The 18,969-nt window shown below is 57.5% G+C and carries 16 protein-coding genes and 1 pseudogene; 12 read left to right on the top strand and 5 right to left on the bottom strand.

Going from position 1 to position 18,969, the window contains the following annotated elements; all coding sequences use genetic code 11:
• Together trpE and AB8B75_RS12240 are read left to right on the top strand one after the other, a co-directional pair.
• On the top strand, positions 1 to 1,512 hold the full coding sequence (trpE, locus tag AB8B75_RS12245; RefSeq protein ID WP_405362598.1) for an anthranilate synthase component I: 1,512 nt from the start codon (positions 1 to 3) through the stop codon (positions 1,510 to 1,512).
• Positions 1,513 to 1,515: 3 nt separating this feature from the next.
• Positions 1,516 to 2,553, top strand: a complete 1,038-nt coding sequence (locus tag AB8B75_RS12240; protein ID WP_405362596.1) for a succinylglutamate desuccinylase/aspartoacylase family protein — start codon at positions 1,516 to 1,518, stop codon at positions 2,551 to 2,553.
• Positions 2,554 to 2,580: 27 nt separating this feature from the next.
• On the opposite strand, the gene AB8B75_RS12235 is transcribed toward AB8B75_RS12240, so the two are convergent.
• Positions 2,581 to 4,356 carry a divergent polysaccharide deacetylase family protein gene (locus AB8B75_RS12235; protein ID WP_405362595.1) on the bottom strand — a complete coding sequence of 592 codons (1,776 nt, stop codon included), beginning with the start codon at positions 4,354 to 4,356 and terminating at the stop codon, positions 2,581 to 2,583.
• A 180-nt stretch (positions 4,357 to 4,536) separates the two neighbouring features.
• Here AB8B75_RS12235 and AB8B75_RS12230 point away from each other — a divergent pair, with 180 nt between their 5' ends.
• The 7 genes and pseudogenes from AB8B75_RS12230 to lexA all read left to right on the top strand — a co-directional run bounded on the left by AB8B75_RS12230 (position 4,537) and on the right by lexA (position 10,041).
• Positions 4,537 to 5,118 carry an anthranilate synthase component II gene (locus tag AB8B75_RS12230; RefSeq protein ID WP_405362719.1) on the top strand — a complete coding sequence of 194 codons (582 nt, stop codon included), beginning with the start codon at positions 4,537 to 4,539 and terminating at the stop codon, positions 5,116 to 5,118.
• Positions 5,115 to 6,134: pseudogene (gene trpD / locus AB8B75_RS12225) on the top strand (anthranilate phosphoribosyltransferase). The gene AB8B75_RS12230 and the pseudogene trpD overlap by 4 nt, the downstream one beginning before the upstream one ends.
• A complete protein-coding gene (locus AB8B75_RS12220) occupies positions 6,131 to 6,802 on the top strand; it encodes a uracil-DNA glycosylase (RefSeq protein WP_405362593.1) in 672 nt (223 codons plus the stop codon). Before trpD ends, AB8B75_RS12220 begins: the two are co-directional and overlap by 4 nt.
• Positions 6,799 to 7,611, top strand: a complete 813-nt coding sequence (trpC, locus tag AB8B75_RS12215; RefSeq protein ID WP_405362592.1) for an indole-3-glycerol phosphate synthase TrpC — start codon at positions 6,799 to 6,801, stop codon at positions 7,609 to 7,611. The genes AB8B75_RS12220 and trpC overlap by 4 nt, the downstream gene beginning before the upstream one ends.
• A gap of 1 nt (position 7,612) precedes the next feature.
• The gene (gene moaC, locus AB8B75_RS12210; protein ID WP_405362591.1) at positions 7,613 to 8,092 is read left to right on the top strand and encodes a cyclic pyranopterin monophosphate synthase MoaC; all 480 of its coding nucleotides are present in this window, start codon (positions 7,613 to 7,615) and stop codon (positions 8,090 to 8,092) included.
• Complete coding sequence (gene glp, locus AB8B75_RS12205; protein ID WP_405362590.1) at positions 8,089 to 9,261, top strand: gephyrin-like molybdotransferase Glp; 1,173 nt, start codon at positions 8,089 to 8,091, stop codon at positions 9,259 to 9,261. Before moaC ends, glp begins: the two co-directional genes overlap by 4 nt.
• A 78-nt stretch (positions 9,262 to 9,339) precedes the next feature.
• A complete protein-coding gene (gene lexA, locus AB8B75_RS12200) occupies positions 9,340 to 10,041 on the top strand; it encodes a transcriptional repressor LexA (RefSeq protein WP_405362589.1) in 702 nt (233 codons plus the stop codon).
• Here the strand turns inward: lexA and AB8B75_RS12195 are convergent.
• Positions 10,035 to 12,083, bottom strand: coding sequence for a ComEC/Rec2 family competence protein (locus AB8B75_RS12195; RefSeq protein ID WP_405362588.1), 2,049 nt, complete (start codon positions 12,081 to 12,083; stop codon positions 10,035 to 10,037). The genes lexA and AB8B75_RS12195 overlap by 7 nt on opposite strands.
• Before the next feature lie 89 nt (positions 12,084 to 12,172).
• Here AB8B75_RS12195 and gltX point away from each other — a divergent pair, with 89 nt between their 5' ends.
• From gltX to AB8B75_RS12180, 3 genes are all read left to right on the top strand, one after another.
• Positions 12,173 to 13,585, top strand: coding sequence for a glutamate--tRNA ligase (gene gltX / locus AB8B75_RS12190; RefSeq protein ID WP_405362587.1), 1,413 nt, complete (start codon positions 12,173 to 12,175; stop codon positions 13,583 to 13,585).
• 84 nt (positions 13,586 to 13,669) lie between these two features.
• Positions 13,670 to 14,965: a citrate synthase gene (gltA, locus tag AB8B75_RS12185; RefSeq protein WP_405362586.1), complete on the top strand. Its 1,296-nt coding sequence runs from the start codon at positions 13,670 to 13,672 to the stop codon at positions 14,963 to 14,965.
• A gap of 413 nt (positions 14,966 to 15,378) precedes the next feature.
• Positions 15,379 to 15,690 carry a hypothetical protein gene (locus tag AB8B75_RS12180; protein WP_405362585.1) on the top strand — a complete coding sequence of 104 codons (312 nt, stop codon included), beginning with the start codon at positions 15,379 to 15,381 and terminating at the stop codon, positions 15,688 to 15,690.
• A 2-nt stretch (positions 15,691 to 15,692) separates the two neighbouring features.
• Here AB8B75_RS12180 and AB8B75_RS12175 read toward each other — a convergent pair whose 3' ends face one another.
• From AB8B75_RS12175 to AB8B75_RS12165, 3 genes are all read right to left on the bottom strand, one after another.
• Positions 15,693 to 16,469, bottom strand: a complete 777-nt coding sequence (locus AB8B75_RS12175) for an enoyl-CoA hydratase-related protein (protein WP_405362583.1) — start codon at positions 16,467 to 16,469, stop codon at positions 15,693 to 15,695.
• A 69-nt stretch (positions 16,470 to 16,538) separates the two neighbouring features.
• Positions 16,539 to 16,991: a cytochrome c-type biogenesis protein CcmH gene (locus AB8B75_RS12170; RefSeq protein ID WP_405362581.1), complete on the bottom strand. Its 453-nt coding sequence runs from the start codon at positions 16,989 to 16,991 to the stop codon at positions 16,539 to 16,541.
• Positions 16,988 to 18,949, bottom strand: coding sequence for a heme lyase CcmF/NrfE family subunit (locus AB8B75_RS12165; RefSeq protein ID WP_405362580.1), 1,962 nt, complete (start codon positions 18,947 to 18,949; stop codon positions 16,988 to 16,990). The genes AB8B75_RS12170 and AB8B75_RS12165 overlap by 4 nt, the downstream gene beginning before the upstream one ends.
• Between the last annotated feature and the right edge of the window lie 20 nt (positions 18,950 to 18,969).

Raw genomic sequence — 18,969 nt, 5'->3', positions numbered from 1 at the left:
ATGGCACTGACCCCGGAATTCGACAGTTTCGAGACCGCCTATGCCACCGGTCGCAATCAGATCGTCTACACCCGCCTTGCCGCGGATCTCGACACGCCCGTGTCCCTTATGCTCAAACTGACAGGCGCGCAGAAAGATGCCTTTGTGCTGGAATCGGTGACCGGGGGTGAAGTGCGCGGGCGCTATTCCATCATCGGCATGAAGCCTGATCTGATCTGGCGCTGCCACGGCACTCAAAGCGAAATCAACCGCACTGCACGCTACGAAGCCAATGCTTTTGCACCGCAAGACGGCAATCCGCTGGACACATTGCGCGCCTTGCTTGCCGAAAGCAAAATTGATCTGCCGGACGATCTCCCTCAGGCCGCCGCCGGGTTATTCGGCTATCTCGGGTATGACATGGTGCGCCTTGTCGAGCATTTGCCAGACATCAACCCCGATCCTATGGGGCTGCCGGACGCCGTGATGTTGCGCCCTTCGGTCGTGGCAGTTCTTGATGGGGTCAAAGGTGAGGTGACAGTGGTGTCTCCTGCCTGGGTATCTGATGGCCAATCAGCGCGCGCGGCCTATGCACAAGCCGCCGAACGTGTGATGGACGCAGTGCGCGATCTCGAGCGCGCCATGCCAACAGCCACCCGTAATTTGGGTGACGCTAAAACGCCTGGCGCACCCATCAGTAATTTTACTCACGAAGGCTACAAGGCAGCAGTTGAGAAAGCCCGCGACTACATCCGCGCGGGCGATATCTTTCAGGTGGTGCCCGCACAACGCTGGACGCAGGATTTCAAACAAGACCCCTTCGCGCTCTATCGCAGCCTCCGGCGTACGAACCCATCACCCTTCATGTTCTATTTCAACTTCGGCGGCTTTCAGGTCGTTGGCGCCAGTCCGGAAATATTGGTGCGTGTCTTTGGCGATGAGGTGACCATCAGACCCATCGCTGGCACCAGACCGCGCGGTGCGACGCCTGAAGAAGACAAGGCGTTGGAAGCCGATCTGCTGGCTGATCAAAAAGAACTTGCCGAACATCTGATGCTGCTGGATCTGGGGCGCAATGATGTAGGACGCGTGGCCAAGATCGGCACCGTGCGCCCCACCGAAGAATTCATCGTCGAGCGCTACAGCCATGTGATGCACATCGTTTCCAACGTGGTTGGCGAGCTGCATGACGACAAGGACGCGCTGGATGCCTTCTTTGCAGGCATGCCTGCGGGCACCGTATCCGGGGCGCCGAAAGTCCGTGCCATGGAAATCATCGACGAGTTGGAACCTGAAAAACGGGGGGTCTACGGCGGCGGTGTCGGATACTTCAGCGCGGGCGGCGATATGGATATGTGCATCGCTCTGCGCACGGCTGTTGTGCAGGACCAAAAGCTCTATATTCAGGCCGGAGGTGGTGTTGTCTACGACAGCGACCCCGAAGCTGAATTCCAAGAAACCGTGCATAAATCCAACGCCATCCGCCGTGCTGCTGCCGATGCGGCGCGTTTTTCCGGTCAAGGCAACAACTGAACCATGATCAACGCGCCGTTCGAGATTGCAGGACACCGCATTGCCCGTGGTGCAAATAAAACCGTCCATCTTCCGGTATCGACACTGCCCGACCACACACCTGTGACCCTGTCGGTGCAGGTGCATCATGGCAAAAACGCGGGACCGACCCTGTTTGTTTCGGCGGCGGTCCATGGGGATGAGGTGATTGGCGTCGAAATCGTGCGTAGGTTATTGCGCGCGCCTCAGCTCAAAACGATGCGCGGTACTCTGCTTGTGATCCCGATTGTCAATTCCTTCGGGTTTCTCAATCGGTCGCGCTACCTGCCCGATCGTCGCGATCTGAACCGATGCTTTCCCGGCCATCCTTCGGGGTCTTTGGGGTCGCGTCTGGCGCATATTTTTCTCAAGGATGTGGTGTTGCGTTGCGACATGGGGATCGATCTGCACTCTGCCGCCATCCACCGGACCAACCTGCCTCAGATCAGAGTGTCGCCCGGCGATGAGGTCACAGGCAAAATGGCGGCTGCTTTTGGCGCCCCGGTGGTGCTGACCTCGCCCTTGCGAGAGGGTTCGCTGCGGGCTGAAGCCGCGGCGCGTGGCACGCCCGTCCTTCTTTATGAGGCGGGCGAAGGTCTGCGGTTTGACGAAATGGCGGTGCGTGCTGGCGTAATGGGCATTCTGCGGGTCATGCGCAGCCTCGACATGGTGTCGGCCAAAGGCATCGCCAAGGCCAAGGCTGAGCCCTACTTTTGCAAGTCATCTACCTGGCTGCGGGCACCGGCAGGCGGTTTGCTGCGCACCTTCCGCGCAGAGGGCGAAACCGTCGAAGCCGGTGATCTTCTGGCGATCGTATCCGACCCTTTTGGTGGCACTGAAACGGATCTTTCCTCCCCCTCTGCCGGCATTTTGATCGGTCGTGCGATCTTGCCTGTCGTGAACGAAGGAGACGCCGTCTTTCATCTGGCCGCCACGCACCCGCGCGCCTCAGAAGATACGGTCGAAGACTTGGCGACACAATTGGAAACCGACCCGCTGTTCGATGAAGACGAAATTATCTGACACTCTGCCCGGCAAGGCGGCGTTGAGTTACTGTGTTTGCAAGGCCGCCGAGACCGGCACAAGAGCGACACGTTCCGCGCGGTCCTGTAGGCCCCAGATCAACAAGGCGGAAATCGTGTCTTCGCGCAGTCGACCGAGCATGATGACGCCGCCTTCTCTGCCAGCACGGAATGCCGCCTGATCCAAAAACCGACGAATGACAGTGGGTGTCTGGCCCGAGCTGTCGAAATCACGAAAAATCACCGCAGAAGGCACACCCGATTTCGCTGCCAGTTTCTGGACCGTGTTCAAACCCTTGTTTTGCGTGACAAACCCATGTCCGGTTTGGGCCAGAATCTCAGTCACTTGCTGAGCCGCCTCCCGCGTGCCCTGCACGCCCTCGTCAACGCCTTCCAAAACGGCCACCGCTTCGGGCACGGCCTCCAGGGCAACAGACAACGACACCTCCGCGTCTTGCGCAAGCGCGCCCGTCGGCAGATTTACCATCGCCAGAACTTCAAATCCTTCCGCCCGATAGGCAGCCATACGTTCGCGGGCATCTGGCAGGCTGGTGTCCACGGCAAAGCTGATCGGGTAGGGAAAGCTGCGCAATGCAGGCAACCCAATTGTGTCGCGCGACAGGTTCACACCTTCATCCATCAGCACAATGGCCATTACGGGTTTGGCCTGTGCATTGTCATAATCGGCAGCAAACCGTTCTACCGGACGCAGCTTTGACGGGTCAGACGCGGTTACAGTCTTTTCGATTTTGTCGGATGGCTGCTGCAAAGCCGCTGTTTCCGAAGCGTCCTCATTGCCCAGAGCTGGCAATCTATTAATCAAAACATCTTCTGCCAGATTGCCGACAATTCCCCCTGTTGAATCGGTTTTTGGTCCTAAATTCTCAGGCGCCGCAACATCGTCCGGTTGCGGTAGCGACTGTGTTTGCGATGCATCTGGCGGTGCCGACGGGATTGGTGGCACCAGGAATGTCTGAACATCCGGCCCTTCGTCCAACTGTGCGATTTCGGTGCTATCCGGTACGGCGAGAGGTTCAAGAGATGTTTCTTCTTTCGGTGCATCCGTCGATTCGGTTTCTTCGGATCGCGGTTCAAAGGCTTGCGTTTCCGTTGGCACGTCAGGCGCTTGCGGCTGGTCCGGTTCAACCGAAATGGATGTCTCTATGCCCGGGGCAGATTCTGGCTCGTCAATTTTTGGACCAAAACCCGACGACTCAACGATGCCCAGCGGGGTTGTCGGTTGCACCGGATCTTCTGAAAGCGCGATTTCGTCGCTGACCTCAGGCGCCAAAGGCGCTGCGGGATCGGTAGATACCGAGATCGAAGGCTCTGCAGCGGGCGCTTGCAGTCCGGTCGATCGGGTCCCAGGCGTGACAGGCGTTTCCCCGGGTTGCGTTTCCAAAGCAGGTCTGTTCGCCTCAACTGCCGGATCACTCAAGGCGCTTGCGGCCCCGGTCTCGGGCAGTGCCGCAGATGCCGTTGCCTCAGGCGCGACTGCAGCAAGCGTATCTGGTTCCGGCGCCAGCGTTTTCGGTGTTTGCTGAACCGTCGCTTGCACTTCCTCTGTTTCCGGCTGAACAGTTTCCTGTTCTTCTTCCAACATCGGCGGTACCGCCGCCTGCACTTCTTCTTTTGCGGGCCGGTCTTCCGCTGGGGTCTTGGGTGATGGCGCCGGTTTTTCCTGTGGCGCGGTCGCTGTTACAACTGGTGCAACCGGCCGGTCTGAGGCCACCGAAATGAGGGCCAATGCGCAAATGCTTGCAACACTACCCCAAAGAGCGCCATTCAGAAAACCCTTCGCCACGATATGCTCACCTCGTTTCGTCTCTGACATTCTGCCATGACGCGAATTAATTCCAGCCCTGTTCTGGCCGTTTAGGCCTATTTGCGCCCCTTGACGCAGCCTTTCAAGCCTGAACATGTATGCGGCATATATACCGCGCTTGAGCTTCCCGTCTCCAGCCCCGAATTCAAAGTTTTGGACATGTTGCTGCTGATCGACAACTACGACAGTTTTACCTACAACCTTTTGCACTACTTGGGCAGCCTCGGGGCGGATGTTGTGGTCCATCGCAACGATGCGCTGGATGTGCAACAGGCCATGGCCATGAAGCCAACCGGCATCTTGCTGTCGCCTGGACCATGCGATCCCGATCAGGCAGGAATTTGCCTTGCTCTAACGCAGGCGGCAGCGGAAACCCGCACGCCTCTGATGGGTGTATGCCTGGGACACCAAACCATCGGGCAAGCTTTTGGCGGCAAGGTCGTGCAAGCCAAAGATATCGTCCATGGCAAAATGGGACAGATCAAACACGACGCAAAAGGGCTCTTTGCCGGGCTGCCCACACCTTTTGCTGCCACGCGCTACCATTCGCTGACCGTGGAACGCGACTCTCTGCCCAACTGCCTCGAGACCACGGCGGATCTAGAAGACGGCACCATCATGGGTCTGCAACACCGCGAATTGCCGCTTCATGGCGTGCAATTTCACCCGGAATCGATCCGCTCGGAACATGGACATGCGCTACTGCAAAACTTCCTCGATGAAATGAAAGTTCCGGCATGAGCGATGCGCTGAAACCTTTGATTGGGGCGGCGGCCACCGGTCCTTTGACCAAGGCTCAGGCCGAAACGGCGTTTGGCATCTTGTTTGACGGCGAAGCGACGCCGAGCCAGATCGGCGGGTTGTTGATGGCGCTGCGTACGCGTGGCGAAACCGTGGATGAATACGCCGCTGCGGCCGCCGTGATGCGCAAGTAATGCCATGCCGTGAACGCCCCCGAAGGCGCCATGGATATTGTCGGCACCGGCGGAGATGGCAAAGGCACGTTGAATATTTCAACGGCAACGGCCTTTGTGGTTGCGGGCGCCGGTGTTGTAGTTGCCAAGCACGGCAACCGCAATCTCAGTTCGAAATCCGGGGCAGCGGATGCGCTGACCCAGATGGGATTGAATGTGATGGTCGGTCCCAAGATCGTGGAAAAGGCGCTGATGGAAGCCGGAATCGGTTTTATGATGGCTCCGATGCACCATCCGGCGATTGCGCATGTCATGCCGACCCGTGCCGAGCTTGGGACTCGCACGATTTTCAATATCCTGGGGCCGCTGACCAACCCTGCCGGTGTGAAACGGCAGTTGACCGGCGCCTTTTCCCGCGACTTGATCCGCCCGATGGCGGAAACGCTGGGCGCGCTGGGATCGGAAAAAGCCTGGCTGGTACATGGCTCGGATGGAACCGATGAATTGACCATTACCGGTGTGTCATGGGTCAGCGCTCTGGCACCCGACGGCACAGTCACTGATCTTGAACTGCACCCTGAAGAAGCCGGGCTGCCGGTTCACCCCTTTGAGGCAATCGTAGGGGGTACGCCCGAAGAAAATGCACGTGATTTCAATGCGCTACTGGATGGCACCGCTTCGGCCTACCGAGATGCTGTGCTCTTGAATGCTGCAGCCGCCCTTATGGTCGCTGACGCCGTATCAGATCTCAAAGAGGGGGTTGCGCGCGCAGCAGACTCCATCGACAGCGGGGCCGCCCGTGACAAGATCACCGCCGTGGCCAAAATCACCCAAGCGGCGTGACAGGCTATCGCCTGAACCAACTGGGCGCTTGGGCCGATTTGCCATTTTTTGAAACGGAATGGCCCCGGATCGAAGCCATGCTGAGCACAGATCCCCGCCCGATTTTACCCCCTGCGCCACAGGTTTTCCGCGCGCTGGAACAGGTTCCACCCTGCGACGTTAAGGTCGTGATCCTGGGTCAGGACCCTTATCCCACGCCGGGCCATGCCCACGGGTTGGCGTTTTCGGCAGAAGCAGATGTGCGCCCACTACCCAGATCTTTAAGTAATATATTCAAGGAGATGCAAAGCGATCTGGGTACGGCACCTGAGAACGCAGATCTGACATTTTGGGCAAATCAAGGGGTTTTGCTGCTCAACACCATCCTGACCGTCCCGGCGGGCATGGCCAAGGGGCACCAACACTTGGGTTGGCAGCTTTTGACAGAGCAAATTCTGGATCATCTGGCCGATCACCCGCGCGCTTATCTGCTTTGGGGCGCAGGCGCCCACAAGACCGCTCGGAGTGTCGATGCTGTCAAAAACCTCAAGATCGAAACCGCGCATCCGTCGCCGCTGTCCGCGCGGCGTGGCTTTTTCGGCTCACGGCCTTTCAGCCGCGTCAATGGGTGGTTGCAGGCGCGGGGTCAGCAGGCCATAAACTGGGCCAACACGTCGGAGATATCATGACAGAAACCATCCTCGATAAAATCAAGGCTTACAAACTTGAAGAGGTCGCTGCGGATAAAGCCGCCAAATCTTTGGCAGAAGTTGAAGCTGACGCCCGGGATGCCTCTCCGGTCCGTCATTTCGCGGATGCGTTGCATCATGCGACGTTCGACTCCTACGGTTTGATTGCCGAGATCAAGAAAGCCAGTCCCTCCAAGGGTTTAATACGTGCTGATTTTGATCCTGCAAGTCTGGCCATGGCCTATGCAGAAGGCGGTGCGGCTTGTCTTTCTGTGCTGACAGATACCCCCAGTTTTCAGGGCAAAAAAGAGTACCTTGTCCAGGCCCGTGATGCGTGCACTCTGCCCGTTTTGCGCAAGGATTTCATGTACGACACCTATCAAGTCGCTGAAGCCCGCGCGTTGGGAGCCGACTGCATTTTGATCATCATGGCCTCAGTTAGCGACAGCCAGGCCGACGAATTGGAAGACGCCGCCATATCTTGGGGCATGGACGTGCTGGTCGAGATACACGACGAGCCGGAACTGCAACGGGCCAGCCGCCTCAAAAGCCGCCTGATCGGGATCAACAACCGCAATCTAAAGACGTTTGAGACATCACTTGATACAACACGCATACTGGCAGGCCACGTGCCCGAAGACAGATTGATCGTGGCGGAATCTGGCCTGAGCACGCCAGAGGATCTGGCAGATATGGCCCGATACGGCGCGCGGATTTTTCTGATTGGAGAAAGCCTGATGCGCCAGCAGGACGTCGAAAAAGCGACCCGAGACCTTCTGGCCAACCCGGTAACGGCTGGAGGCATGTGACATGGCTGGCAAGCTGACCCATTTCGACAGCAAGGGCGACGCCCATATGGTCGATGTGGGCGACAAGCCGGTTACTGACCGGATTGCGGTCGCCAAGTGCAACATTAAGATGCGACCGGAAACCTTTGATATCATATCAGAAGGTCGTGCTAGGAAGGGAGATGTCCTGGGTGTTGCGCGTCTTGCCGGCATTATGGCGGCCAAGCGCACCTCCGATCTTATCCCGCTCTGCCATCCCTTGCCGATCACCAAGGTGGCAGTTGAATTCACACCTGACGCGAGGCTGCCCGGGTTTCATGTCGAAGCGACTGTTAAGACAACCGGTCAGACCGGTGTGGAAATGGAAGCTTTGACGGCGGCGTCCATCGCAGCGCTCACCATATACGATATGTCCAAGGCGGTTGATAAATCCATGGAAATCAGCGGCCTGCGAGTTGTTCTTAAAGAAGGCGGCAAATCTGGTCGCTACCAGGCGCCATGATCACCGTCGCACAGGCGCTCGATCACCTTTTTGATCTCGTCAGCCCCCTCGACATCGAAACCGTGCCGTTACGCCACGCGTCTGAACGGGTTTTAGCCCGGGATGTGACAGCCACCCGCACGCAGCCGCCTTTTGATGCCTCTTCCATGGATGGCTATGCGCTCCGGCGCTCGGAGGTCGAACCGGATGCCATGTTCAAGGTCGTCGGAGAAGCCGCCGCAGGCCACAGCTATCAAGGCGCTGTCGGACCCGGGCAATGCACGCGCATTTTCACCGGCGCACCTATGCCCCAAGACACTGATTTCGTTGTCATTCAGGAAGACGTCACGCGGCGAGGCGACCTGATTACACTGAACCGGGACATCGGCGGCAAGGACAACGTCCGACCAGCAGGCGGCGATTTCAAAGCGGGTGACAAGATCTCCGCGCCATGTCGCCTGGGGCCGTCCGACGTCGCCCTTTTGGCTGCCATGAACATTGCCAAGGTCCCAGTCACGCGGCGCCCGATTGTGGCGTTGATGGCCACGGGGGATGAGTTGGTGATGCCCGGAGAGACCCCCGGGCCGGACCAGATCATCGCGTCCAACACCTTCGGGCTGGCGGCTCAATTGGAAGCTGAAGGTGCTGAAACCCGCATGATGCCGATTGCGCGGGATACCCCGCTATCTCTCAAAACAGCCTTTGGCTTGGCCGCGACTGCAGATCTGATCATCACCATCGGCGGCGCCTCTGTTGGAGATCATGACCTTGTGGCACCGGTCGCAGCGGAGCTGGGCATGACCCAGTCGTTTTACAAGGTTGCCATGCGCCCCGGAAAACCATTGATGGCGGGGCTCCTGAATGACGTGCCCATGATCGGTCTGCCCGGAAATCCGGTGTCGGCCCTTGTCTGCGGCACAGTTTTTGTGCTTCCGGTGGTGCGCGCCATGCTGGGTCTGGCGCGCATCCCAGCACAGCCTCTCACATCGCAGCTCGCCGAAGATTTGCCCGAGAATGGCCCGCGGGAACACTACATGCGCGCGACGCTCACAGCGGACGGCCTGCGCGCCTTTGACCGGCAAGACAGCTCGCTCCTGACTGTTTTGGCACAATCCAACGCACTTTTGGTGCGTCCACCTCATGATCCCGCGCGCGCCATCGGGGAAGACGTATCCTACCTTCCGCTTTGAATTCCTTTAGAAAGCGTTGACACAAAACGGGAACAACTCTAGAACAAATGCAAATTCAGGCATCGGAGGACCCAAGAGATGCTCACCAAGAAGCAGTTGGATTTGTTGGAGTTCATTCAAAAGCGCGTGCAGCGTGACGGGGTTCCACCGAGTTTTGATGAGATGAAAGAAGCGCTGGATCTGCGCTCCAAATCGGGCATCCATCGATTGATTACCGCCCTGGAGGAACGTGGGTTCATCCGCCGTCTGGCCCACCGCGCCCGTGCCATCGAAATCGTGAAGCTGCCCGAAAGTATGGGCGGGGCACCGACCTCGGGGTTTTCGCCGCGCGTGATCGAAGGCGACAAACCCAGTGCGCCGAAGCCCGGCAATGCGCGACCGGTCAGCACGGCGTCTTCGACCGAATTGCCCTTGATGGGTCGCATCGCTGCTGGTGTGCCGATCGAGGCGATCAATCAGCATTCTCAAAACGTCACTGTTCCCAGCCATATGCTTTCAGGATCCGGGGAGCACTACGCGCTGGAAGTACGCGGCGATTCAATGATTGACGCCGGGATCAACGATGGTGACGTGGTTGTGATCAAGGAAACCAGTGTGGCAGACAACGGCGATATCGTTGTGGCGCTTGTTCAGGATCATGAAGCCACCCTGAAACGCTACATGCGCAACGGGCAAAGCATTGCGCTGGAAGCTGCGAACCCCGCCTATGAGACCCGTATTTTCAAGGATGATCAGGTCAAGGTTCAGGGCAAACTCGTCGGTCTGATTCGCACCTACTGACGCGGCGTTCTTGGCGCGCGCCACGGCGACCAGAGCCGATCGCCAGTGACATCCCTTACGGATGTCAGTTTTACACCATTTTTCCCGGTTGTAATCGCGATAGCGCCCTTGTCCCTGAGGCGCGTCGGGTCCAGCAAGATGCAATCGGAAGCGGTTTTGGGCAGATCCAGATTGGCCACGATGATCTGGCCTTCGGCGCAGCCTGAAAACCCGCCCACAGCCTTTTTTCCCGCTAAATGCAAGACTTCAATACCACCGGGAAGAGACGCGACCCGTGTTTCCGGCCAACGCGCAGCCGCAGTGAGTTGGTCGATAGATTCCCCATCGTTTTCAAGCCAGTTGCGCGCCACAAACCCCGCGCCTTTGGCTTTACTGAGTGCGCGCCCTTCACCGGTCATTACCCCGACAAGAGCACCATTTTCCGCGATCAATCCAATGGGACGGTCCGTGCTGACCCAGAGCCAAAACGCCGCCAGAACCGGCAACACACCGATCATGCGCGTGCGCCCTTGCCAAAGACACAGCCATAAAAAACCCAGCGCAATCATCGGCAAGACGGCAACACCTGGCCCATGCACAAAGGAACGCGCGCCATCAAGCCCGGCAACGAAATGACCAACCTCCAATATCCAACGCAACCCGACCCCCATGATCCACAAGCCAATCCAGTCGAGGCCAAAAGGGGCCAAAACAAACGCCAGCACCGCAGCCGGTATCACAACTGTGCCCATCATTGGTACCGATGTCAGATTGGCCAGCAGTCCATAGTGTGACAAGGCGTTGAAATGGGCCGCCCCAATTGGTGCGGTTGCCAACCCGGCAACGCCCGAAGAGATCAACACGGCCACAACCGGCTTGGCCCAATTCGGTCCCATGGAAATCTGATGGTCCCGCATGTAGCCAAAGACGGCGACCAAGGCCGTTGTCGCGGCAAAGGACATCTGGAAACCCGGACCCAACAAGGCTTCGGGCCTCAAAAACAGAACGATCGTTGCGGCGATGGCCACCGCGCGCAAGCTGATCGCGCGGCGGTTCAGCATTACTGCAGTCAAGGCGACCGCGACCATGATAAAGGCGCGCTCGGTGGCGACATTGCCGCCCGAGAGCGCAAGGTATCCAGCAGCAACGACCAAGGCACCTGCCGCCGCGACTTTTTTGGACTGCACACGCAGGGCCAGAGGCGGGATCAAGGCAATCGCCACCCGCAACAATGCAAAGACAAAGCCCGTCAGCAGTCCCATATGCAGCCCGGAAATAGCCAACAGATGCGCAAGGTTGCTGGCACGTAGATCTTCCAGTGCGTTCTGGCTGATGGCGCTGCGCGCGCCGGTTGTCACGGCCACCGCCACACCGCCGACATCACCCGGCAAAACTTCCAGGATGCGGGCCGCGAGGTCCATGCGCACACCGAAGATCAACATATCCAACTGCCCTTTTTCCGGGGGTTCAAGGGCCAGCAGTGGCACGCGCGAATAGCCCACGCCACCCAATTGGCCGAACCATGCGTGGCGCTGAAAATCAAAACCGCCCGGCTCCACTGGCCCGCCCGGCGGAGAGACATGGGCGGTGGTGATCACCCGCAGACCTGGCGTGGGTACAACGCTGAGACTTTGATCGCCGTGCAGTGAAATACGCACACGCTCCGGAGTGCGCTCTGGCGCTGTGCGTTCCAGGACCACCTGATCCAATGTCAGTCGCAGCGCATCAGATGCGCTGCGATCAATGTTGACGACCCGTCCCTCCACCGGACCGTAGTAACGCCAACTCATGACGGGGCTTGCCACATCATGGGCGCGATATGCTGCAAGCGTAAAACCGGTTGCCACAAGTGCTGCAGCGATGAGCAGCGGGCCAAACGCCTCCCCAGACCATCGGGTCAGACCCAGCGCGAGCGTAGCTGCGGCAAAAATCGCAACAAGAAATGCGGTTGAAGGCTCAAAGCGCAGCAGGAAATACCAGCCAATGCCGATCGCAAGGCATATCGGGATCCATTCGAAAAGCGCGCCGCGCTGGTTCAGCAAGATCGCCCGGATCTGTGTCACGCAGCACCTCCTTGCCCCCGTTCACCGCACTGGATAGACAGACGGTCTAGATTTAAGCCGTCCATGGTTACTGAAAGGTAAACGCAAGCATGTCAGCGCCCGTTGTCACCCGTTTCGCGCCTTCTCCCACAGGGTTCCTCCACATTGGGGGGGCGCGCACAGCACTCTTTAACTGGCTATATGCACGCGGTCGCGGTGGCCAATTTCTACTGCGGATCGAGGACACGGACCGCGCGCGTTCAACGCCCGAAGCCACCGCCGCGATCCTGCAAGGCATGTCCTGGCTGGGATTAGATCATGACGGCGCAGTTGTCAGCCAGTTTGAAAACGCCGAACGTCATGCAGAAGTGGCACTTGAACTTCTGGCGGCGGACAAGGCTTACAAGTGCTTTGCGACGCAAGATGAAATCGCCGCTTTTCGCGACACGGCCCGGGCTGCGGGAGAAAACACGCTTTACCGCTCCCCCTGGCGCGACGCGTCACCCGAGACGCATCCGGATGCGCCCTATGTCATCCGCATCAAGGCGCCGCAAACCGGGGAAACGATCATCCGCGACCGTGTGCAGGGCGATGTCAAAATTCGCAATGATCAACTGGATGACATGGTGCTCTTACGTTCAGATGGCACGCCGGTTTACATGTTGGCAGTCGTCGTAGACGATCACGACATGGGCGTGACCCATGTGATCCGAGGGGATGATCACCTGAACAATGCCGCCCGTCAGATGATGATCTATGACGCCATGGGTTGGGATGTGCCGGTATGGGCGCATATTCCGCTGATCCATGGTCCGGATGGCAAGAAACTTTCCAAACGCCATGGCGCCCTTGGCGCTCAGGAATATCAAGCCATGGGATATCCGGCCGCAGGTATGCGCAACTATCTCACCCGTTTGGGGTGGAGCCATGGAGATGACGAATTTTTCAACGACGCTCAGGCGCAGGCGTGGTTCGACCTTTCAGGCATAGGCAAGAGCCCGGCCCGGTTTGATGTCAAAAAGCTGGAGAATCTGTCTGGTCAGCACATCGCTGCAATGGACGATGCTGCATTGCAGCGCGAAATCGCTGAGTATCTTGAGTTGACGGGGCAACCCGCTTTGACCACAGCGCAGTCAGAAGCGCTTGGTCGTGCCTTGTACTGCGTTAAAGAACGGGCAAAAACTTTTCCTGAACTCCTTGATAAAGCACACTTTGCGTTAACCTCTCGTCCCTTACATATGGACGAGAAAGCGCGCAAGAACCTGGATTCTATGTCTTGCGATATGCTGACCGAATTGACGCCGCACTTGCAAACTGATAGCTGGAGCAGAGACAATCTGGAGAGTATCCTGAACCGTTTTGCCGAGAGCAAGGACACCAAGTTCGGGAAGCTGGCCGGACCCCTGCGCGCGGCACTTGCAGGTCGGGCTGTTACACCTTCGGTGTTTGATATGATGTTGGTTTTGGGCAAGGACGAAACCTGCGCCCGGCTGACCGAAGCAGCTAAGACAGTGAGGCGATGACCTTACGGAACCAATTGGCCCGACGCCGCACGCGTTCAGAGCCGAAAGCGGGTGCGCCCGCAACCAAGACAGGAAGGACCACCCATGGCTGAAAGCACAAAATCCGCAACGCTGAACATCGACGGCACCGAATTCGATTTACCGATCTTTACCCCGACAGCCGGACCGGATGTGCTCGATATCCGCAAACTCTACGCGCAGGCAGGTGTCTTTACCTATGACCCAGGCTTCACCTCGACCGCGAGTTGCGACAGTACCATCACCTTTATCGATGGCGACAAGGGCGAACTGTTGCACCGGGGCTATCCTATAGATCAACTGGCCGGAAAGTCACACTACCTCGAGGTCTGCTACCTGCTGCTCTACGGCGAACTGCCGACGCCAACCGAATTGGAAGACTTTGAATTCCGTGTGACGAACCACACGATGCTGCATGAGCAGATGATGAATTTCTTCCGTGGGTTTCGCCGTGATGCGCACCCTATGGCCGTAATGACCGGTGTTGTGGGGGCGATGTCCGCATTCTATCACGACAGCACCGACATCGCAGACCCGTGGCAGCGCGAAGTGGCGTCCATTCGTCTGATCGCCAAAATGCCGACCATCGCCGCGATGGCGTATAAATATACAATCGGACAACCGTTCGTGTATCCGCGCAACGATCTGGACTATGCATCCAATTTCTTACGCATGTGCTTTGCGGTGCCGGCCGAGGACTATGAGGTCAACCCGATCCTCAGCCGCGCAATGGACCGCATTTTCACCCTGCATGCGGATCACGAACAGAACGCATCGACTTCGACTGTGCGTTTGGCATCTTCTTCCGGTGCCAATCCATTTGCCTGTATTGCCGCCGGCATTGCCTGCCTCTGGGGTCCCGCGCATGGGGGGGCAAATCAGGCCTGTCTCGAGATGCTCAATGAGATCGGCACAGTAGATCGTATTCCCGAATTCATCGCCCGCGCAAAAGACAAAAACGACCCCTTCCGCCTGATGGGTTTTGGCCATCGTGTTTACAAGAACTTTGACCCACGCGCCAAGGTCATGAAACAATCCGCGGATGAAGTGCTGGACCTGCTGGGTGTTGAGAACAACCCGATCCTTCAGGTTGCCAAGGAACTGGAGACCGCAGCACTCGCCGATCCTTACTTTGCTGACAAGAAACTGTTCCCGAACGTCGATTTCTATTCTGGCATTATCCTGGAGGCAATGGGCTTTCCAACGTCTATGTTCACGCCAATCTTTGCGTTGAGCCGGACGGTGGGCTGGATTTCCCAATGGAAAGAAATGATTGCCGATCCACAGAACAAAATCGGCCGTCCACGCCAACTCTATCTGGGCAGCACGTCGCGTGACTACATCGACATCGAAAACCGCTGAACTTATCGGTCACCTGTGCGCAAGACCAGGGCGCAGGTGATGTCCGCTTTAGGGTTGTCTCATTTGCGCACTTAGGCCGATTCTATCAAACCACATGGAAAACAATCTGGCGTAAATTGCTGTATTTCAGATGCTTGCAACGCCAATTGGATGTGATGTAGTTCTCGATAAACAGCGAAAAACTGTCACTGTTTCGCTCGAGTGCACAATGGCCCTGTTTCCTTGACCCGGTTGGTTGTTGCGCGTTATTTTCGACATCCAAATTGTGCCCGATTTGCAATCTTGTTGTTAATATGGATGATTTTGAACACCCTTTTGCACTCGGTGCTGCACAAGTTAACTGTTGAGGGGTTCGTCACAAGGTCTCCAAAGAGATTAATGTGATATGACCTGACAACACCTGCGAGGCAAGCATGACACCGATCGCGAGCGATACAGAAATGTCCGATCTGGGTCTCGCAAAACATTTGCCTTTGGTGCCCACGTGCAGCAAAGGACCAGAAGGCGTATTTATCCCGGATGAAAATGCCGCCGACAACAAGGTCGCCGTGATCTATGACAAAGGCGAAACGCCGCCCACAATCACAATTAGTGATGCCTCTGCCTGCGTTCAGACGGTGATGGCAAATGGCATCGCCGTGGCCGTTATTGCCTGTTCGACCGGTCCGCGACTGTCGTCGGATGACGTTCTGCTTGTAGAACGTTTCATTGCCAGCCCGGCGTAATCTCAGCGACCTTCGAAACTGGCGCGGCGTTTTTCCGTGAACGCCAAAACACCTTCTTTGAAGTCTCTTGATTTGCCACAATGCCCTTGTTGCTTGGCTTCAAAGGTCAGCTGCTCTTCCATTGAATTGTCCCAACTGCCGCGGATCACTTTCTTGATCGCAGTATAGGCGGCGGTTGGACCCTGCGCCAAATGCGCCGCGCGGGCCTTCCAATGTGCATCGAATTCGGAGTCTGGTACGGCTTCCCAGATCATGCCCCAGTGATCTGCCTGACGGGCCGTGATTTTGTCGGCGAAGAGAGCTGCCCCCATGGCCTTGGCCGTACCCATCGTGCGAGGCAAGACATAGGTGCCGCCCGCATCCGGGATAAGGCCTATACGAGCAAAGGCTTGCAGAAAGTAAGCGCTCTCGGCTGCGATGACCACATCTGCGGCCAATGCCAGATTGGCGCCCGCACCCGCTGCAGCTCCATTCACAGCCGCGATCGTCGGGACCGGGCAATCCGTAATGGAGCGCAGCATCGGCGCGTATTCATCGCGCAACGTGCGCTCCAGATCGAGGTTGGCGGCACTCACCCGATCCCCAAGATCCTGACCGGAGCAAAATGCCCGCCCTGCCCCGGTTAACACGACGACGCGCGCAGTCTTTCCAGCTTCAGAAACTGCATAGGCAATTTCAGCACGCATCTGTGTGCTGAGCGCATTCATCTTTTCCGCCCGGTTGAGGGTGATCGTGGCAACACCATTCTGCGTGTCACACACCAGCGTTTGATAGTCCATTTGGCTTCCTTTTCCTCGGGCTTGCCCCGTCATATCAAACTGCATCGCTCAGAAAAGAGCAACGATGCGTCACTCTTTCAGGATTTCACGCAATCGTTTGGTTTCGGCCTCGGACAGCGCGGCTTCTTGCGGGGCTGCAACCCTGGCCCGACCGCGCAAATACCCGAGCCCAAGACCCAACCCTGCAAGCAACATCAAGGGCCCCGCTGCCCAGAGCAACCAATTGGATCCACTTACGCGAGGCGACATCAGAACAAATTCGCCATATCGCGCGACGAAGAAATCCATGACATCTTCATCCGTTGCTCCGCCTGCGATAAGCTCTCTGACTGTGCGGCGCGCATCCTCTGCCCAATTGGCGTTTGATGAAGCCACAGATTCCGATTGGCAGACGACGCAGCGCAACTCGTGGTCTATTGCCCGCGCACGTGCTTCGAGACCTGGATCTTCCAGCATTTCCGAAGGATCGAGTGCCCAAAGCGGGCTGGCAAGAAATATCAGTATGAGGCCTATTCGGATCATTCCGCTGCTACCGCGGCGGCTTTGCGCGCACCTGCCGCGACCCGGAATCGCCTGTCAGACAGGCTGAACAAGCCGCCAAGCGCCATGAGACCACAGCCGATCCAGATCCAGTTTGTCAGCGGTTTGATATAGGTCCGCACAGCCCAGCCGCCGCCGACCTGTTCGTCCCCGATGACCACGTAGACATCGCGTGCGAGATCGTAATCAATCGCAGCTTCGGTCGTGGGCATCTGCGCCACCGGATAAATCCGCTTTTCCGGCTCCAACTGCGCGATCACCTGACCGTCTTGGGCCAAAGTTATGTAGCCGGTTGTCGACAGGTAATTGGGTCCCTGGCTGCGCACCACATCGTTCAGGGTCAATGTGTAACCACCGACTTCAAAGGGTTCGCCGAACTGAGCCACCTGTATGTCTTCGTGCTGCCAAGCCATCAGGCCCGAGACACCCATCATCGTGATACCAAGACCGGAATGCGCAATCATCTTGCCCCAGTCGGCGCGCGGCAAGCGTGTCAGACGTGCCAAACGGCCTGGACCGCGCCCGGTTCGCTGGGCGAGATCAATAACTGTACCCATAACGATCCATGCCGCCAGGAACATACCAATCGGGCCCAAAAGGCTGCGACCTGTCTGCATGGCAAAGACCAGCCCACCAATGGCCAAAGCTAATACAAAGGCATAGCGCAATGGCATCAAGGCTCTCAAAACATTTGCCCGTTTCCACGGCATCGCGGAGCCGATGGGCAGAATGAGGCCCAACATCAACATAAAAGGCGAGAAAGCCATATTGAAAAACGGTGGTCCAACACTGAGTTTTCGATCGAAGAACATCTCCGCCACAAGCGGCCACATGGTGCCGACGAAGACGACAAAACAGGACACCGCCAATAGCAGGTTGTTGGCGACCAATGCGCTCTCTCGGCTGACAACACCAAAGACGCCTTTGGCTTCCATCGTGCTCGCGCGGAACGCAAATAGCACCAGGGCACCGCCCATGAAAAACACCAGGATCATCAGAATGAAAACACCGCGTTCAGGATCATTGGCAAAGGCATGTACCGAGGTCAAAAGCCCCGAGCGCACAATGAACGTCCCGATCAAAGAAAAACCAAACGCGAGAATCGCCAACAGAATGGTCCAGCTTTTGAGCGCTTCGCGTTTTTCCACAACGATTGCGGAATGCAAAAGTGCTGCCGCCAGAAGCCAAGGCATGAAGGATGCGTTTTCAACTGGGTCCCAGAACCAGAAACCGCCCCAGCCCAACTCATAATACGCCCACCAAGAGCCCAACGCGATCCCGATGGTCAGAAAGATCCAAGCTGCCAAGGTCCAGGGCCGCACCCATCGTCCCCAGGCCGCGTCCACGCGACCTTCCAACAAAGCACCAACCGCAAAGCTGAAGGTCATGCTCAGACCCACATAGCCGAGATATAGAAACGGCGGGTGAAAGGCCAAACCGGGGTCTTGCAGCAGCGGGTTCAGATCTTGACCGTCGAAGGGCGGCACCGCCAGCCGCAGAAAAGGATTAGACGTGAACAGAATGAAGGCGAAAAACGCCACCGCGATGGCAGACTGCACCGCGAGAACCCGCGCACGCAGCGTTGGCGGCAGATTGCCGCCAAACCAGGCCGCCATTGCGCCAAAGAGCGTCACAATCAACACCCACAGCAGCATGGAGCCTTCGTGATTGCCCCATGTCCCGCTGATTTTGTAGAGCATCGGCTTGGCGGAATGACTGTTCAGCGTCACCAGCCTCAGGCTGAAGTCGGACACAATGAAGGCATACATCAGCGCTCCAAAGGAAAACGCCGTCAGCCAAAACTGCGCAGACGCAGCAGGTTCCGCCACTGCCATCCATGTAGGCCATCGCTTTTGAGCCCCAATCAGCGGCACAATCATCTGAATGATGGCTACAATGAACGCCAGTATCAGCGCAAAATGTCCAAACTCTGTAATCATGCACAGAGTATACGGCGCTG

It is taken from the genome of Roseobacter sp. (genome assembly GCF_045106495.1).
Classification (GTDB): domain Bacteria; phylum Pseudomonadota; class Alphaproteobacteria; order Rhodobacterales; family Rhodobacteraceae; genus Roseobacter.
The sequence above is the reverse complement of the archived record's forward strand: the minus strand, read 5'-3'. Positions and strand labels throughout refer to the sequence as shown.

Bases quoted from the DNA above. Each gene is read 5' to 3' on its own strand.
- trpE (WP_405362598.1), top strand. From the start codon at position 1: ATGGCACTGACCCCGGAATTCGACAGTTTCGAGACCGCCTATGCCACC.
- AB8B75_RS12240 (WP_405362596.1), top strand. From the start codon at position 1,516: ATGATCAACGCGCCGTTCGAGATTGCAGGACACCGCATTGCCCGTGGT.
- AB8B75_RS12230 (WP_405362719.1), top strand. From the start codon at position 4,537: ATGTTGCTGCTGATCGACAACTACGACAGTTTTACCTACAACCTTTTG.
- trpC (WP_405362592.1), top strand. From the start codon at position 6,799: ATGACAGAAACCATCCTCGATAAAATCAAGGCTTACAAACTTGAAGAG.
- moaC (WP_405362591.1), top strand. From the start codon at position 7,613: ATGGCTGGCAAGCTGACCCATTTCGACAGCAAGGGCGACGCCCATATG.
- glp (WP_405362590.1), top strand. From the start codon at position 8,089: ATGATCACCGTCGCACAGGCGCTCGATCACCTTTTTGATCTCGTCAGC.
- lexA (WP_405362589.1), top strand. From the start codon at position 9,340: ATGCTCACCAAGAAGCAGTTGGATTTGTTGGAGTTCATTCAAAAGCGC.
- gltX (WP_405362587.1), top strand. From the start codon at position 12,173: ATGTCAGCGCCCGTTGTCACCCGTTTCGCGCCTTCTCCCACAGGGTTC.
- gltA (WP_405362586.1), top strand. From the start codon at position 13,670: ATGGCTGAAAGCACAAAATCCGCAACGCTGAACATCGACGGCACCGAA.
- AB8B75_RS12180 (WP_405362585.1), top strand. From the start codon at position 15,379: ATGACACCGATCGCGAGCGATACAGAAATGTCCGATCTGGGTCTCGCA.
- AB8B75_RS12175 (WP_405362583.1), bottom strand. From the start codon at position 16,469: ATGGACTATCAAACGCTGGTGTGTGACACGCAGAATGGTGTTGCCACG.
- AB8B75_RS12170 (WP_405362581.1), bottom strand. From the start codon at position 16,991: ATGATCCGAATAGGCCTCATACTGATATTTCTTGCCAGCCCGCTTTGG.
- AB8B75_RS12165 (WP_405362580.1), bottom strand. From the start codon at position 18,949: ATGATTACAGAGTTTGGACATTTTGCGCTGATACTGGCGTTCATTGTA.